General features: G+C 35.3%; 10 protein-coding genes. 9 read left to right on the forward strand and 1 reads right to left on the reverse strand.

Features of this window, described 5'->3' with window-relative positions; genetic code table 11:
• Nucleotides 1-145: 145 nt before the first annotated feature.
• The 4 genes from ACFIL3_RS02110 (at nt 146) to alaS (ending at nt 7760) form a co-directional block, all read left to right on the forward strand.
• Nucleotides 146-1540, forward strand: a complete 1395-nt coding sequence (locus tag ACFIL3_RS02110; RefSeq protein WP_375681801.1) for a DegQ family serine endoprotease — start codon at nt 146-148, stop codon at nt 1538-1540.
• A gap of 9 nt (nt 1541-1549) precedes the next feature.
• Nucleotides 1550-2875: a replication-associated recombination protein A gene (locus ACFIL3_RS02115; RefSeq protein WP_375681802.1), complete on the forward strand. Its 1326-nt coding sequence runs from the start codon at nt 1550-1552 to the stop codon at nt 2873-2875.
• A gap of 969 nt (nt 2876-3844) precedes the next feature.
• The gene (gene recA, locus ACFIL3_RS02120; RefSeq protein WP_273791424.1) at nt 3845-4888 is read left to right on the forward strand and encodes a recombinase RecA; all 1044 of its coding nucleotides are present in this window, start codon (nt 3845-3847) and stop codon (nt 4886-4888) included.
• A gap of 205 nt (nt 4889-5093) precedes the next feature.
• Entirely contained in the window at nt 5094-7760 is a 2667-nt protein-coding gene (gene alaS, locus ACFIL3_RS02125; protein WP_375681803.1) for an alanine--tRNA ligase, read from the forward strand.
• 1255 nt (nt 7761-9015) lie between these two features.
• Here alaS and ACFIL3_RS02130 read toward each other — a convergent pair.
• Nucleotides 9016-10797, reverse strand: coding sequence for a glucan ABC transporter ATP-binding protein/ permease (locus ACFIL3_RS02130; RefSeq protein WP_375629013.1), 1782 nt, complete (start codon nt 10795-10797; stop codon nt 9016-9018).
• 206 nt (nt 10798-11003) lie between these two features.
• Between ACFIL3_RS02130 and ACFIL3_RS02135 the strand changes: the two genes are divergently transcribed.
• The 5 genes from ACFIL3_RS02135 to ACFIL3_RS02155 all read left to right on the forward strand — a co-directional run bounded on the left by ACFIL3_RS02135 (nt 11004) and on the right by ACFIL3_RS02155 (nt 17996).
• Nucleotides 11004-11987, forward strand: coding sequence for an RluA family pseudouridine synthase (locus tag ACFIL3_RS02135; RefSeq protein ID WP_375632409.1), 984 nt, complete (start codon nt 11004-11006; stop codon nt 11985-11987).
• 795 nt (nt 11988-12782) lie between these two features.
• Nucleotides 12783-13802, forward strand: coding sequence for an ATP-binding cassette domain-containing protein (locus ACFIL3_RS02140; protein WP_375613133.1), 1020 nt, complete (start codon nt 12783-12785; stop codon nt 13800-13802).
• Entirely contained in the window at nt 13777-14601 is an 825-nt protein-coding gene (locus tag ACFIL3_RS02145; RefSeq protein WP_375681390.1) for an ABC-2 family transporter protein, read from the forward strand. Before ACFIL3_RS02140 ends, ACFIL3_RS02145 begins: the two co-directional genes overlap by 26 nt.
• Nucleotides 14585-15373: an ABC-2 family transporter protein gene (locus tag ACFIL3_RS02150; RefSeq protein ID WP_375681391.1), complete on the forward strand. Its 789-nt coding sequence runs from the start codon at nt 14585-14587 to the stop codon at nt 15371-15373. Before ACFIL3_RS02145 ends, ACFIL3_RS02150 begins: the two co-directional genes overlap by 17 nt.
• Nucleotides 15374-17636: 2263 nt before the next feature.
• Complete coding sequence (locus ACFIL3_RS02155) at nt 17637-17996, forward strand: hypothetical protein (RefSeq protein ID WP_375668457.1); 360 nt, start codon at nt 17637-17639, stop codon at nt 17994-17996.
• Nucleotides 17997-18038: the final 42 nt, after the last annotated feature.

Consider the following 18038-nt stretch of genomic DNA (forward strand, 5'->3'; position numbering starts at 1 on the left):
TCTTATTTTTATAATATTTATTGTTCAAATAGGTTGTTTTTATTCTCTATTATGAAATATTAATAGAGGTCCTTAATTTGCGGGGATACGTTTTTTTATTCTATTAATCTTCAACAGAATGTGCTGATTTTATAAGGAGTGGATTATGAGGTATTCTTTTTGGGTGCGGATTTTTTTTGCAATTATGATGCAGATATCATTTGATCATGTATATGCTCATGTTCCTCAAACACAAACAGAAATCACCCTTTCATTTGCTCCTTTAGTTAAAAAGACAGTTCCATCTGTTGTAAATATTTATGCAGCTCGACAAATTAGAGCTCGATCACCTTTTGAAGGCGATCCATTTTTTGAGCAATTTTTTGGTCGTTTTCAAAATAAATTTCCTGTTCGTAAGCAATCGTCATTAGGATCAGGGGTGATTGTTGATGCACGTGGTTTGATCGTTACAAATTACCACGTCATTAAAGATGCAAGCGAAATTAAAGTGGCTTTTTCTGATGGACGGGAGTTTGAGAGTAAGGTCGTGCTCAAAGATGAAGCAACTGATATTGCAATTCTTGAAGTTAAGGAAAAAGATGCTCAATTTCCGGTTCTTTCTTTGGGAAATTCTGATACTGTTGAAGTTGGTGATCTTGTTCTTGCTATTGGTAATCCCTTTGGTGTTGGTCAAACAGTTACAAGTGGTATTGTTTCAGCGCAAGCGCGTACACGTGTTGGGATTTCTGATTTTGACTTTTTTATTCAAACAGACGCAGCCATTAATCCAGGGAATTCTGGTGGCGCTTTAATTGATATGAAAGGTCAGTTAATCGGAATTAATACGGCTATTTATTCGCGTTCCGGTGGTTCTGTAGGGATTGGTTTTGCTATTCCAGTTAATCTTGTAAAAGTGATGCTTGATACTGTTAAACGCGGTGGAAAATATTTTGTGCCGCCTTATATTGGGGCTTCTTTTCAAAATGTTACAGCCGATATTGCTGGTGGTTTAGGTTTAGAACGTCCCTATGGTGCTCTGATTATTGAAGTTATCAAAGATAGTCCTGCTGAAAAAGCTGGATTGAAAGTAGGTGATGTTATTTTGAGTGTGCAGGGGGTACGCGTTGACAGTCCAGATAGTCTTGGTTATCGTTTGATGACAGCTGACGTTGAGCATAGTCTTGCCTTGGAATATTTACGAAGTGGAAAAACTTTAAAAACACAAATAACAGTTTCATCAATATCAGAAACTGCATTTTTAAAATCTGAAAAAATTACGGGTGACAGTCCTCTTGCTGGTGCTGAGGTGTTAGATTTAACACCGCAAAATAGTCGACGTTTTCATCTTCCTATATCTGCAAAAGGGGTTGTGATTACCAATCTTGAGGAAATGAGCAATGCAGCTGGAATTTTTCAGTCAGGAGATATTCTACGTGTTGTAAATGGCCATAAAATTCAAACAGTTCATCAGTTGAAAAAGGTTCTTATGCAAGGTCGCTCAAATATGTGGCAATTGGAATATGAACGTGATGGTATGTATATTCGCCAATTTATTCGTTGAGGTTTTTTTTTGAAGAAAGATTTTTTTACTTCGTCGTTTGATTTTCAAGTTAATAAAAATCAGCCACTTGCAGAAAGAATGCGCCCTTGTTCTCTCAATGATGTTGTGGGACAAAAGCATTTGATTGGAGAGGATGGTTTGCTTTCACGTATGGCGGCAACTGACTCAATTGGATCGATGATTTTTTGGGGACCTCCAGGGACGGGAAAAACGACCGTTGCACGTTTGTTAGCCCTTGAAACAAATTTCGCGTTTGAACAGGTTTCTGCTATTTTTACAGGAGTTTCTGAACTTAAAAAGATTTTTGAAGTTGCGCAGAGGCGTTTTATATCTGGGGATAAAACACTTCTCTTTGTTGATGAAATTCATCGCTTTAATCGTGCACAGCAGGATAGTTTTCTTTCTGTGATGGAAGAGGGTACTGTGGTACTTATAGGTGCAACAACCGAAAATCCTTCTTTTGAACTGAATGCTGCCCTTCTTTCGCGTGCACGTGTTTTAACATTTCTTTCTCATGATCATGAAAGTTTGGACATGCTTTTGAGGCGTGCTGAAGAAGTGGAGGGAAAAACTCTTCCCTTGGATAATGATGCCAGAGACGTTTTGATAGAGATGTCTGATGGTGATGCGCGGGTTGCGTTAACATTGGCAGAGGAAGTTTGGTCTATTGCGCCATTGGGAGAGATTCTTGATGTTGTTGCTTTGCAAAAAGTTATTCAGCGTCGTGCGCCTATTTATGATAAAGGACGAGATGGGCATTATAATCTCATTTCAGCGTTGCATAAATCCGTTCGTGGATCTGATCCTGATGCTGCGCTTTATTATTTGGCACGTATGTTGGATGCTGGTGAAGATCCTCTCTATATTGGGCGAAGATTGGTTCGTATGGCCGTTGAAGATGTTGGTTTGGCGGATCCTCAAGCTCTTGTCATTTGTAATGCAGCAAAAGATGCCTATGATTATTTAGGATCACCAGAAGGAGAGTTGGCCTTGGCGCAAGCATGTCTTTATGTTGCAACTGCGCCAAAGTCAAATGCAGCATATCTTGCGTATAAAGCAGCACTGCGTTGTGCACGCAAAAATGGCTCTTTACCACCTCCTAAGCATATTCTTAATGCTCCTACGAAATTTATGAAGGAAGAAGGGTATGGAAGTGGTTATTGTTATGACCATGATGAACCAGATGCTTTTTCAGGACAAGAATATTTTCCCGAAAAACTTGGACGTCAGAGTTATTATAAACCAGTTGAGCGTGGTTTTGAGCGTGAAATTGTGAAACGTCTTGAGTGGTGGCAACAGTTGCGCAAAAAACGTAAAGATCAAAATAAAATTTGAGTTGAAATACGTTTTTTATTGATCTCTTATGTTATTGTATGAGAAATTTAGCTTATATTTTAAACAATTTATTGCATTGCTTGTAGAGATTTTTTTGATATCTTCAAAAGTGCATATTTTTTCAAATTTAAATATATCATTCAACTTTTAAGCTGCTTTATTTTTTTTTGGTTTTATTAAATAATATATTGACTTATAATGATAATTGACTGTTTCGTAAGTTGAATGAAAGTTTCAAATACCGTAAATTTCTCTCATCCCAAGTCTGTTATTTGTTGAAGCAATCAAGTTATTCGCTTGCATGCTACAAGCAGGATTAGCGTGTGATAAAAACTGTACAAGAAAAGACTAAAAATCCCTCTTATGAATTGTCTCAAGTGCCGAAAGCTGTTGCAATATTGGAGGATGATAAATAGTGTGATGGTGCCGGCTTGCTCCTTCTATAGAGTAAAGATGGTGGTGCCTAAAGGGTTTTGCAGTATACCACATTCATAGGTGTTGTCACAAAATGAGCTTGGAAGTTTTGAGAGATGTTTCTTAAATCAAGTGCATGAATATGCAACACAATAGCGTTTTGTTCTTCGATGCAATAGGGTATGAGGTTGATTGATGATGCGTTTTTTGTGTGATCAATAGCGGGAGAATTCTTAGTCTCTCAAGTATTTAATCAAAGGGATAAGCAGAAGGGTTGTAGAACATTGTGTTTAAAATTAAATTGTTCCTTTTCTAGAGAGATATAAATATGTTAACTATGCTCCCATAGAGATATTACTTTATTGGAGTTTATTATGTGTCATAAGATAAGCAATGCCAATTCTTTATTGTGATGGTCATGAATGTTTATGGACATAATGTGGAGATAGGAATGGAAATAGTCTGTGAAACTCTAAACTCAAACCTTTAGTTAAATTAAAAGTACAGTGTACACTAAAGTTTTAGGTTATTATGAATTCGGTCAAGGATATAATCGTGGATAAAACAAAAGCTCTCGATGCTGCTCTCTCACAAATTGAACGTTCTTTTGGTAAAGGCTCGATTATGCGTCTTGGGCAAAAAGAGCAGGTTGTTGAAATTGAAACAATTCCAACAGGGTCGTTATCCTTGGATATTGCTTTAGGGATTGGTGGATTACCGAAGGGGCGTATTGTTGAGATTTATGGACCAGAAAGTTCTGGGAAAACAACATTGGCTCTCCATGCTATTGCTGAGGCACAGAAAGGTGGTGGGATTTGTGCTTTTATTGATGCAGAGCATGCGCTTGATCCTATTTATGCGCGTAAGCTTGGTGTTGATTTAGAAAACTTGTTCATTTCTCAGCCAGATACCGGTGAACAGGCATTGGAAATTACAGAAACGTTGGTTCGTTCTGGTGCCGTTGATGTGCTTGTTGTGGATTCTGTCGCAGCTTTAACACCGCGAGCAGAAATTGACGGTGAAATGGGTGATGCTTTGCCCGGATTGCAAGCTCGGTTAATGAGTAAAGCGTTACGAAAATTAACCGCAGCAATTTTTCGCTCTAACTGTATGGTTGTTTTTATTAATCAAATTCGCATGAAAATTGGTGTGATGTTTGGTTCTCCTGAAACGACAACGGGTGGAAACGCTTTAAAGTTTTATGCTTCTGTTCGTTTAGATATTCGTCGCATTGGATCCATTAAAGATAGGGATTCAATCGTTGGTAATCAGACGCGCGTTAAAGTGGTGAAAAATAAATTGGCACCTCCATTCAAACAGGTTGAGTTTGATATTATTTATGGTGAAGGTATTTCCAAAGTAGGTGAATTGATTGATTTGGGTGTCAAGGTTGGTGTTGTGGAAAAATCTGGTGCATGGTTTTCTTATAATTCTCAGCGTTTAGGGCAGGGGCGTGAGAATGCAAAGCAGTTTTTACGTGAACATGTGGAAATAGCTACAGAGATTGAAGCAGCTTTGCGCCAAAATGCTGGTTTGATTGCGATTGAATTGTTAGAAAATGCAGGGTCAGAAAATATAGAAAGTGATGAAGCCATTTGATGGGGCGTTTTTTCGTCTATAATTTTTTTTCTTTAAGATTTTTCTGTTTTTTTGTTTGAGTTTTTAAATACGCAGTCATTTTTTTCTCAATTTTTTAAAACAAATATTCCATTTTTGATTAAATTGACTCCATGCGTGGCGAAGAGGATTTAATGAGGGGGGATTTTTCTTTTATGGTTTTGTGCTGTATTGAGCAGGTGTCAACATGAATAGTGTTAATAATATTCGGTCAACATTTTTGGATTATTTTCATCGTAATGGGCATAAAGTTCTTTCTTCTAGTCCGCTTGTTCCGCGGAATGATCCTACACTTATGTTTACAAATGCAGGGATGGTGCAGTTTAAAAATGTTTTTACTGGACTTGAACAACCTTCTTATACGCAGGCAACAACGGCACAAAAATGTGTTCGTGCGGGTGGAAAGCATAATGATCTTGATAATGTTGGTTATACGGCGCGCCATCATACATTTTTTGAAATGTTGGGTAATTTTTCTTTCGGTGATTATTTCAAAGAAGAAGCCATTTTTTTATCATGGAATCTTTTAACAAAGGAATTTTGCCTGCCAAAAGATAAATTGTTGGTGACAGTTTATCAGAGTGATGATGTTGCTGCTGAACTGTGGCGTAAAATTTCAGGTCTTCCAGATGAAAAAATTGTTCGTATTGCGACGGCTGATAATTTTTGGTCGATGGGAGAAACAGGACCTTGTGGGCCTTGTTCGGAGATTTTTTATGATCATGGTGATGAAATATGGGGCGGTCCTCCTGGAAGTGCTAATGAAGATGGGGATCGCTTTATTGAGATTTGGAATCTTGTTTTTATGCAGTATGAGCAAGTTTCCAAGGAAGAACGTGTTAACTTACCTCACCCTTCTATTGATACAGGCATGGGATTAGAGCGTATTGCTGCTGTTTTACAGGGCGTTCATGATAATTATGATATTGATCTTTTTCGTGCATTAATTGCTGCATCAGAAGAAATTACAGGGATTGAGGCAAAGGGTGATTTTATTGCCAGCCATCGTGTCATTGCTGATCATCTTCGCTCATCTGCATTTTTGATTGCTGATGGTGTGCTTCCTTCTAATGAAGGAAGAGGATATGTTTTACGTCGTATTATGCGTCGTGCTATGCGTCATGCGCATCTTCTTGGTGCTAAAGAGCCCTTAATGTGGCGACTTTTACCTGCTTTAATTCGCGAAATGGGACAAGCTTATCCTGAGTTGACACGTGCTGAATCTTTGATTTCAGAAACTTTAAGGTTAGAAGAAATACGTTTTCGTAAAACGCTTGAACGAGGACTTGGTTTGTTGAACGAAGCAAGTACCGATCTTAAAGAAGGGGACTATTTGAATGGTGAAGTTGCTTTCAAGCTCTATGATACCTATGGTTTTCCGCTTGATTTGACGCAAGATGTTCTTCGTCGTCGCGGAATATCTGTTGACGTTGGTGCTTTTGATAAAGCGATGGAACGCCAAAAAGAGGAGGCACGTGCCAATTGGTCTGGTTCTGGAGAAGCTGGAACAGAGAAAATCTGGTTTTCTGTTCGTGATCAAGTGGGGGCCACAGAGTTTTTAGGTTATGAAACTGAGACAGCGAAAGGTATTCTTACAGCTCTTGTATGTGATGGTAAAATTGTTGATCATATTTCTTCAGATCAGAAAGCTATGCTTGTTGTTAATCAGACACCTTTTTATGGTGAATCTGGTGGGCAAATTGGTGATAGCGGTATCATTTCTGGTGAAAATTTTATTTTTAAGGTGCATGATACCCAAAGAAAGGGTGATGGTGTTTTTATCCATATTGGGGAGGTGAAATCTGGTCAGGCATCGAGGTCTGATTGTGTAGAATTAACGGTTGATATTGTTCGTCGTAAGAAAATTCGTGCGAATCACTCTGCTACTCATTTGTTACACGAAGCTTTACGCCAAACATTGGGGGACCATGTTACACAAAAGGGTTCTCTTGTATCGCCAGATCGGTTGCGTTTTGATTTTTCCCATCCAAAATCCGTTTCACCAAAAGAGTTGAAAAAAATAGAAGATTTAGCCAATGAGATTATTTTGCAAAATAGTAAAGTAATAACGCGCCTCATGGCTGTAGATGAGGCCATTTCTGAAGGAGCCATGGCATTGTTTGGTGAAAAATATGGTGATGAAGTTCGCGTTGTTTCTATGGGGGAGCCACTTGAACAGGAAAGATTAAAAAAGCGTTGGTCAATTGAGCTTTGTGGAGGGACACATGTGGAGCGAACAGGTGATATTGGTTTAATTCATATTGTTTCTGAAAGTTCTGTTTCAGCTGGAGTGCGGCGTATTGAAGCTTTAACAGGCAAAGAAGCACGTCTTTATCTTAGCCGCCAAGATGAACGTATTCATGAAATCGCTGATCTTTTAAAAACTTCTTCTGCTGGTGTGGAAGAACGGGTGCGAATTTTGCTTGATGATCGTCGTAAACTTGAAAAAGAATTGAATGATGTACGCAAGAAAATGATGTTGAGTGGTGGAATAACAGAAAGGAGCCAAGATGATATTATCATCATCAATGGGTTTTCTTTTACCGGACGCGTTGTTAAAAATATTTTACCACGGGATCTTAAGGCGCTCGTCGATTCTGAGAAAAAACAAATTGGATCTGGAGTGGTTGCTTTTATTAGTGTCTCGGAGGATGGAAAAGGGAGTGCTGTTGTCGGTGTTACGGATGATTTAACGGATAAGTTAAATGCTGTAGATCTCGTTCGTATTCTTTCAGCGATGCTTGGTGGTAAAGGTGGAGGTGGCCGTTCTGATATGGCGCAGGCTGGTGGTCCTGAGGGGAACAAAGCTGATGAGGCATTTGCGGCACTAAAAGATTTTCTTGAAAAAAATTAAATGAAATCATTCTGCATAGGTATTTTTCACATTGTTATATTTGGTTGGCATCTATGTATCATGAATATCTGTCTGGTGTATTTCTGAAATGCAGATACAGCGTAATTGGGGAAAATATAATTGTTAAAGATAAAAACAGTGTTTGTCTTTATCACCACTTTATCATTTGGCTTTATAGCTTCCAAGCGTTTCAGGAGTTACCTTTTTAAGATAAGATAGATTATGCAGCACTTCATGCTTTACTGTGTATTCTTTTACTAGGAAGACTAGTTATTGTGTTGCTCTTATAGATTTTTTGAAGAAACATCTCTTTTTATGAAAGGAAAAATACAAGATTTATTGCATACGATTATCCTTATAAAGTTATAAGCTATCATTATTCGATTAGTTTTCAAATGAATAAAATTTCTTTCCTTGAAAAGGCTTATAAAAGAGTTGTTGTATCTTAGAGCTATTATTTTCATTTTGCTTGTTATGTACAAGAAAACAGTTTTTTGGTTTATTATTAAAAGGTTTGGAAAAGAATATTCTCCTATCTTTATAAATCTTTATTTCAATTTATAAAGTAATGAATTATCAATATAAATCAAATGAATATCACATAAATCTAAAGATTTAGATTAACATCTAATTTATTTATGATAAAATTGCTTTAATATATTGAATTATAATGATAATTTATCGTTTTATCTTTTGAATAAGAGCTACGAATATTCGTAGGATTTTATTATTTCAAATTCTGTGTATGTTAAATTAATCAAAACCACTCACGAATGTCGTTGTGAAATGGGCTTAAGAGCATTGAGAAATGTTTCTTAAAAAAAGTTATATGAATGTGCAAAACAATGATGTTCTGTTCTTTATGAGAGGACTATAAAGAAAGTGATAAACAAAAGTGCAACGCAATACATAATATTCATTATTTAAAAGATATTACTTTAGTTCGTTTTGAAATTCGTAAAGCTGAGTGAAAGGAAGACGGTAAAACTGGAAATTGTTTTTACCTTTACATCTTTACATTTTCCCTAAATGAGAATGTATACTCGTCAGTATGCACAGATATAGGAAAATATTTTTGTTCTAATCTAGTAAAATTGCAATAGCAGAGAAAATACTAAACTGTTTTAATATTTTTCTTAAATACCTAAAATGGATTGTGGCATTTTTAGAAATCTTTTTACTTGTATCATATATAAGCACTCTATATTGTATTGAAGAGGCATTTTTTGCATAAGATCTATGAAGAGTATCGTTTTTATGAAGCTATGGCTTCATGTAAGGGAATAACATTTTCTCCTTCTCTTTCTGGTGGTTTGATTGTTAAACCACTTGCCTTTAAAAAATTAGAGAAACGTCCCCCTTTATCGATCAATTCTTGAAAGTTTCCTTTTTCCATTAAGTGACCATGATCCAGAAAGAGTATCACATCAGCATTGCGTACTGTTGAGAGGCGATGTGCTATAATAAAAGTAGTGCGGTTATGGCTTATGCAATCGAGAGCATCTTTGACACGTGCCTCTGTTTCAACATCAAGAGCGCTTGTTGCTTCATCTAGAATGAGAATAGGGGCATTTTTTAAAACAGCGCGTGCAATTGCTAGTCGCTGTTTTTCTCCACCTGATAATTGAGATCCTCGTTCGCCCACCATTGTGTTATAACAATCAGCTTTTTTTAGAATAAAATCGTGAGCTTCTGCTATTTTTGCTGCTTCATAAAGTTCTTCATTCGTTGCGCTCGCTTTTCCTATTGAAATATTGTCATGAATAGTACGGTTGAAAAGACCCGAGTCTTGAAATACTGTTGCTAGAGATTTGCGTAAAGATTCGCGATTGATTGAGCATATATTTATTCCATCAATGGAGATATGCCCAAGGGTAGGGTCGTATACGCGCTGCAACAGATTGATCAATGTTGTTTTTCCAGCCCCTGTTGGTCCTACAATCGCAACAGTTTGTCCTGCTTTAACCTCAAAGGAAATATCAAAAACACCTTGAGAAGAATTTGGGAATTGATAGGTCACGTGATGAAATTGTATGGCGCCTTTAACATTTTGGAGGGAAGGAAGATTTTGTGGTTCGTTGATATGAAAGGTTGAGTCTTCCATTTCAAAAAATTCTTGCAGTTTTGCTTGTGAGGATATTGCACAATTAATAAAATTGCTCATTTGGTCTAGGCGGCTAATCATGAGTTGTGCAAATCCAACAAAAGCAACGACTTCACCTACTCGTAATTGATCTTTTGCAACAAAAAAAGCTCCAAGGAGAAGAACACAAACGATTGAAATTGTTGAAGCCATTCGATTTAAGCCACTGGCGAGCGCCCACCAATTGAGAACAGGATTTTGTGCTTTAAGAAGAGCATTTGTATGTTGATGCAGTATGGAAGTTTCTTCTTTTATTCGGTTATAACTTTGTACAATGGAAACATTAGAGATTGAATCACTGACATGTTTAAAAAGGTTATGATGATAGCATTCTACAGCGGCTTGTCCGTCTTTTGTTTTTCGCATCACTAAACGTGCAATTAATACATAAATGATGGCAAGCACAACCAAGACTATTGAAAGACGCCAATTCATATTAAACGCGATGGGGATGAGAACCAATAAGGCGACAAGCGTTGAGAGGTGTTGGCGCATAAAATCAAGCCATATGGTTGACATGGAATCTATTGCGCGCAAAAGTGTATGGAGTGCGTTGGAAGTTCCACGTTGTTGATGCCAAATTAAAGGCATGGCAATGATACGTTCGAAAGATTCCGTTAAAACCGTTAAGCGGCGTCTATGGGCTAAGCGGTCAGCACCGCGAGCAACAAGGACATAAGCAATAATATGTGAAAGTCCAAAACAAACCCAAATGGCAAGAGTAGGGATGATAGCTGTTTTGTCTGTAATAGAATCAATAACTTGTCCAAATAAAATAGGTTCTGCAATAGTGATAATAGCTAATATAACATTAGCGGTACAGATTAAAAGGGATGCATTTTTTTCTCTATTTAGGTAAGTGAGAACACGTGCATAGGTTTTGAATAAGGACACGGTTAATTATCTCCATTCGCTATTAAGCGTAAAGGCTGTTGATTTTTACAACGCTTAGTTTTTAGCTAATAAAATTTGGACGTTAAGAAAAGGAAATTTTGGATACTAACTGTAATATGGTGTGATAAAACCAACTAAAATATGAATTTTTGTGTTTATAAAGGCGCAAAAATAGATCAATAAAATTATCAGGTAAGGGAATTTTCATGGCAGGCATAGAAATAAAAAAAGTTGAGGCAGATGAAAATGGAATGCGCTTAGATCGCTGGTTTAAAGTGCATTATCCAGGACTTGGTTTTGGAGCTTTGCAAAAATTGTTGCGTTCTGGTCAGATACGGGTTGATAGTGGACGTGTTAAAGCCGATACGCGTCTTTGTATAGGGCAAGCTGTTCGTATTCCACCTCTCCCTATTAATGACAAGGAGAGTCTTTCAATAACGGATAAAACACTTCGTGGGCAGGATGATGGGACCGTTTTGAAAAAAATGCTGCTTTATGAAGATCCAAAGGTATTTGTTTTTAATAAACCAGCTGGGTTGGCTGTACAAGGAGGCTCTGGTTTAACACGTCATATGGATAGTATGCTTGAGGTATGGCGCAATAAAAAAGGTGAAAAGCCGCGTTTGGTTCATCGTCTTGATCGTGAGACGTCGGGTGTGCTTATTGTTGCGCGATCAAGGGGAGCTGCTCAGTCCTTAACTGCTGCTTTTAGAGCGCGAGAAACAAAAAAGACTTATTGGGCGTTGGTTCGGGGCGTGCCTAAAAAAAAGCAGGACAAAATTTCAACGTGGATGGTTAAGGAAATGACTGCACAAGGTGACAAAATGCGTGTTTGTGAACATGGGGAGCCAGATTCACATCATGCGGTTTCTTACTATCGCGTTTTAGATACGCGAGGGCGGGCTCTTTCGTGGCTTGAAATGGAACCCTATACAGGGAGAACACATCAGCTTCGTGTGCATGCAGCCCATATGGATCATCCTATCATTGGCGATACAAAGTATTTTTTTTCTGATAGTAATTGGACATTACCAGGAGGAATTCAAAATCGTCTTCATCTTCATGCACGTCGTATTCGTATTCCGCATCCTTCAGGAGGAATATTGGACATTGTTGCACCTTTACCACCTCATATGGTCCAAAGTTTTAATCTTTTATCTTTTAATGAGAGTGATGCTGAAACCGACTAAACAAACTTCATTTGTTCTTTTTGATTGATACAAATTTTATCTATAAATTTGATAAGATGAATAGGGCATCATTTGAAGAAAGTTTTTGATAAGTCAATAGCTATGAGAAAATTGTGTTTTTGAGTGATGAAATTTTCGAATATCATGGCTTTCTTTCTACAGCTCTTTATCCATATTGATTGTATTGTTATTTGGGATATGATGTATCGTTTAATAATCTGAGTTTATGAAGCTGCTCCTTTGAATTATCTACAGAGGTCATATATTGGGGAGGCGTGTCTGTTGAGGGAGATGAGTTAGATAAAATCTGAAAGATATTTACTAAAATAGTGAAAGCAATTTTAGTTTTTTCATGGGGAATAATGGAGGCATTTTATAGTAATGCTGAGGGAAAGTAGCCTCTCAAAAAATTCCTATTGTCAAGGATTTTTGTTTTGTTATCAATGTGGTTTGATATGCTTATAGTATAGATTTATGCTTTGTATCTTTGCTTACACAATGAAGCCTTCTTACCAAAGCTCTCCTTTCAATGACCAATTATTTTTCTACTTACTTAGTTTATCCAAAAGATTATCTTTCATAAAAGAAGAAATAAGTTTTTAGTATCTTAATGCTTCATTGAAGTGAACTCATCACATTGAAAAAATATCTAGACAAAAAATTGGAGATAAAACGTCAGGCGCGTTTTATTGCTCTAAGGAGGGCTTGAACACTTTTGTTTTTTCTAGTGAACAAAAACAGATATTTATTATGGAAACATTCAAAGGGGGGATAAGTTGAAATGAGGAGTGACTGATGGGATCATTATTGATTGACGTTAATAACGTCTCAAAAATATATCGCAACATTGACAGAGGAATTGGTTTTAAAAACAAGGTCTTTTCTCTCTTCAAGCCGGTTTATACAAATCATCATGTGTTAAAAGATATGAGTTTCACCCTCTTTTCAGGGCAATCGTTAGCAATTCTTGGCCCTAACGGAGCGGGTAAATCGACACTGATTAAAATACTTTCTGGTATACAATACGCTGATGAGGGATGTGTTAAAGTCCTTGGTGTTGATCCTTATAAAGCGAAGAAAAATCTGTTCAAGTCTTTGGGTGTGGTCTTTGGTCATAAGAATTGTTTATGGTGGGATTTGCCCTTACGCTACAGTCTGGATATGGTTCAACCATTATATGGTCTTGAACGCGCCTCTTTTACCCGTGATCTTAAAGAGATCGCTGAGTTACTGGGTCTTGAGCATATTATGGATAAGCCAGTGCGGATGCTTAGTCTGGGTGAGAGAGTGAAAAGTGAATTGGCATTTAATCTCTCCTTTAGACCTAAACTGTTGTTTCTCGATGAGCCAAGTATTGGTCTTGATCTTACATCTAAGCATGAAATCAGGGAGCTTCTTAAAAAACTGAAAAGGGAGCGTGGCACTGGGTATATCATCACAAGTCATGATATGGGAGATATTGATGGATACGTTGATGATATTATTCTCTTGCATAAAGGAAAGAAACAGTTTCATGGTAATCTTCACGCGCTTAAAAATGTCATTCCTTCTTTGGTGAGAATAACGTTTTTTTGTGAACACATGGCTGTACCTTCAGCTGTTGTAGAAAAAATTGATGAGATTGCGTTGAAATTATCTACTTCTTTAAAAGATAAGCACTTTAACGCTGAAGAATGCTCGCTGGAGGTTTCGCTGCCCCGTGAGGATTTTGCGCGTTTTGTACGCGAAATTACAACCAAATTGAACTGTACGTTCTCTGTATCCACTCCCTCGCTTGAAGAGATGCTCCGTGTTAAATTTAAAGAATTTATCTAACCACTGCTTTGGTATGTTTCTTTTTGCCAAGAATGGATTACTCACTGTTCTAAGTGATAGAGCAATGTTTTTTACCGATATTATCATTGGGACACTTTCGCCATTTGTTATTCAACTTCTATTATGGAATGCACTTTTCTCTGATACGGGCAACACCATAAATGGCTTTAGCTTTTATGATATGATGTATTATTATGCTTTTGCTTTAGTCCTAGGTCACTTAAATAATGGTTATAATGTGATTAAGTTTTTCTCTCATCATGTTAAAGAAGGCCAATTAGAAGTATATCTTACAAAGCCCTTTAGTTATATGACACAAATGCTTTTTACTTTTTTAGGGGAGAGTGTATTATATAGCATCCCATTATTGGCTCTTTTTATTGTTAAGCTTGTTTTATTCTATGAAAATATTCTGGGATTGGTCATCGCTTTTCTGTTCTTTTTTCTGGTTGTTATTCTATCACAATTGCTTTGTTTTTTAATCTCTTTTGGAATTGCTTTATTAAGCTTTTGGGTGATTGAGTACAATATATTACTCTCTTTTAGTATTCTTAGTTCAGCGCTTCTTGGGGGTGTTCTTTTACCACCATCTTTTTGGCCGGTGTGGCTTATTCCGCTTATGCAATTTAATCCTTATCGTTTCATGATATCCGCTCCTGCCGAGTTTTTCGCGACGCAAAATTTAGCGTTGTTTCAGCAGTTTATTTTCGGAAGTTTTACTTATATTTTGTGTTTTTTATTCTTAATTTATATCGCTTGGAATAAAGGGATGAAAGCATATAATGGAGCAGGTGGTTGAGATGAAAATCATCCTTCATTTTATCAGTCTGAATATCCGCCGACAGATTGTTTATGGTAAGAATTTGGCTGGGGAGTTTATTCTTTCTCTATGCTATTATTTTATTCAATTCATATTTATTGATAGAATATCTTCTTTTTCAGGAAAGATCGGTAACTATAGCAGAGATGAAATCCATTTTATCTTTGTTGTCTTTGTTTTACTTGGAATATTTTTGAATATTTTTACTAATTCTATTGAAACGTTTTTTGAAAAAGTAGCGGATGGTAAAATTGAACCATACTTGATAAAGCCCGTTTCAATCTGGTTGTTGATGTTATTTGGTTGGTGTAAACCTCTTAATCTGATCAAGCTCTTTGTTCTTTATGTTAGTGCCTATTTATTTGTATCATTACCGAATATATCCGGTCTTAAGCTAAGATGGATCTCTTTTATTGTTGCAATATTTTGTGTTTTTATCGTCAATATTTGTTTTTTCATGATGTTTAATTTTGTAACATTTATTATTAGCCGTAAGATGCCTGTCGAATATTTTCATGAAATGATTTACGAGCTTTCATTTGTACCAATAGGAATTTATCCTTTAAGCATCGTAAAATGGCTTTTGTTTATGCTTCCTATGGCTTTTTCTGCTTCCTTGCCTGTGTCATTGTTGCTTGGTAAAGGCGAATGGAATATTGGATATCTTCTGTTGAGCGCTTTTCTTTCCATGGTCATGACTTTCATAAGTTATAAGAAAACAATGCGTAAATTTAATGGATTAGGGGGATGAGATGAAAGTCAGCATGATTATAAAAATAAAAAATTGAGTGAAAATTCTATCGTACTGTAAAATATCGTTATTTATGCTGGCGGTATAGGGTATGTAAAATTTACACATGAGGATTTTTATTAGACATATTCATGCATAAAATCGGTTGTATTTCTATAGCTATGAGCAAAGAATTTACAACAGAAATCATAGAGTTAAATTTCTTGGTTTTAGATCAGTTTTAGTTTGAGTTTGGATGGCTGCTTGATGACACAAGCCAATTGTAAGATGGTGTACAATATTAGTAGTGCTTTCTCCTCCGAGCAAAATTTACTTTTGTTGCGTTTATAGTGCTAAAAAACTGTCAAAGATGGGTAATTTTTATATGTGCAGAATGTGGTTATTCGTGCGGATTTTGTTGGTGCATTCAATATATTATTACGTGGATGAGTTTTTGCTTAAACAATAAGAAAATTGACAGAATAAAGCTTTTAAGTTGCCCGATAGAAAGCTAAGAGCTTCGCCAAACAACATGATAGCAATTATCAAGACAACAATCACATAGAGATTTTTCAGCATGCTGAGCAGTCAAAATTCAGTTAATAATTGCTTGGAAATAAAAGGATTCACCAATCCAAGCAGGCAAAAACGATGGCAACGCAACTGAGTTCAATAACATAATTAAATATATACAATATAAACATAATATATTTATATTATTTTAAAAAGTAATTAAATAAGATATTATTTTTTAAAAAATTATTTTCTATTTTTTTAATATTAATAAGCTCATTTTTAAATTTTTCTTAACAATGATAAGAGAAAAATAGAGTTTTACATCCTCTTTACAATAAATAAAAATGATACTTTAATCTGGTTTTGCTCTCTAAGCTTAGAGCTATACAAATGTTATTGCTTATCATTAATAAAACTAATGTGATTGATGGCGTAGAGATTACAAAGGGCTAATTTTTTTTGCATGTAATTCATATCTTTTACAAGACTTTAAAAATAACACAGAAAAAATGAGAGAGGAAGGAATAGTGAACAAGAGTGATAAGCTTTTTCATTTTCTAGTGTTATGATTACTTTTGTATTTTACGGTTCATTCATTGTATGTATGATCAATTCCAAAATTTTTATTTTAAGCTTATAGTGAATCTATATTTTAGTCTGTTATTGAAGTGTTGTCGTGATTGAGATTACAATATCACAGTAGTGAACACTCTGATTTAATAGAGAAGATTGTTTGCTAGCAAATAATCTATCCATATCAACGTTATTTAAATTTTTTTCCAAAATATATATCTATGTTAATTTTCGTGATTGATATCTTTTCTAAGATGAAAAGGGGCATGAGCTGATTTGAATATCCATAAATTTTTCGTATTAACTCAAAAAATATACGATCACATCATTTTACGGCTATTCTAGATTATCATTTTGATAAACTGAATAAGTATAGCGATGCGTCTTACAAATATTTGCTAAAATGCTTTTATTGGACATTATTAAATTTTTATGATTCATATTTTTAATCATTTTATCTTGGTTAGAAAGAAGGTGTATTCATTTTTATTTCTCTATTTTATCTTAGAGTCGTGGAATTATATTAATGTTAGAAAGTTATAATTGTGGAAGACAATGAACTTTATTAAAATTATTCCACGTTCTTGTAGAAACGCATGGCTGTGAAATCGTTGAAATGTGTAATAGCTTATGGCATTAGATTTGGCGCATTCACCAAAGTTATCCCTTATCTTACCTAATTTAGCTTTTTCAATCAAAGAGTTAAGCTGGTGCTTACGCTAATTGTAGCTGGGGCAAATATTTTTTCTCAATCTATCCTAAGGAAAAATTATTTTATAAAAATATTTATTTTACTATATTATACAAAAAAATAAAAATATTATGTGTAACTAAAAAACAACATATTGATATTTTTATATATTATAAAATCATAATAATATTTATGATAATAAAGCTAAATTCATAATAAAAACAATAAAATAATTTTATTTTAATATATTTTTATCATTAAACTACATAATGTAAAGTACAAATAAAATAATTGACAATTATTAAATAAACATGTAACGGATATATTGTAAGTGTAATATAATATAAAAATAACAATTAAAATAAAATTATTAATTAAATTTTGTATTATATTTTTATTATCAGAAGATAAATATACTTTATCGATAGATAACGGAATGTTTTCTATTTAGAGGGGGCGGTAAAGAAAATTTATTTTACTAAATATTGTAATTAGGTGGTTATGATGAAAATATTCAAGCATTGTATAGTATGTTTTGTTGCAGTAGCGATTTTCTTTTCACAGATTTTAAGAGCCAATGCTGATTCTTTAAATGGCAGATTTCAAAATGCTGGTTTTATTTCTGTAATGACACAGGAAAATAGAGTTATTAAAGCTGTGGATATGATTATTAGCCAGTTTGGAGGACAAGGGGCTGAGAAAAATGTCCAAAAAGTTGCGGGTTTAATGGGGGTGGAGACAGCGATTTTTGGTCTCATCGCATATCTTGTATATTTCTTTACTAGAAAGCCGCCGAGTCCTAACAGAAAGACAGGTGGAAGAACATTCGATGCTTTTTCTCATAGTTCATGGGCTTTGAATTAAAAGATATTATCCTTGATAAACTTTGAATTATGCTGTTATTGA

The organism is Bartonella sp. CE47NXGY (assembly GCF_042195415.1).
Classification (GTDB): Bacteria; Pseudomonadota; Alphaproteobacteria; order Rhizobiales; family Rhizobiaceae; genus Bartonella.

What these genes read in the sequence shown, in the direction of transcription:
- ACFIL3_RS02110 (WP_375681801.1), top strand. Translation starts at nt 146, where the DNA reads ATGAGGTATTCTTTTTGGGTGCGGATTTTTTTTGCAATTATGATGCAG.
- alaS (WP_375681803.1), top strand. Translation starts at nt 5,094, where the DNA reads ATGAATAGTGTTAATAATATTCGGTCAACATTTTTGGATTATTTTCAT.
- ACFIL3_RS02135 (WP_375632409.1), top strand. Translation starts at nt 11,004, where the DNA reads ATGGCAGGCATAGAAATAAAAAAAGTTGAGGCAGATGAAAATGGAATG.
- ACFIL3_RS02140 (WP_375613133.1), top strand. Translation starts at nt 12,783, where the DNA reads ATGGGATCATTATTGATTGACGTTAATAACGTCTCAAAAATATATCGC.
- ACFIL3_RS02150 (WP_375681391.1), top strand. Translation starts at nt 14,585, where the DNA reads ATGGAGCAGGTGGTTGAGATGAAAATCATCCTTCATTTTATCAGTCTG.
- ACFIL3_RS02155 (WP_375668457.1), top strand. Translation starts at nt 17,637, where the DNA reads ATGAAAATATTCAAGCATTGTATAGTATGTTTTGTTGCAGTAGCGATT.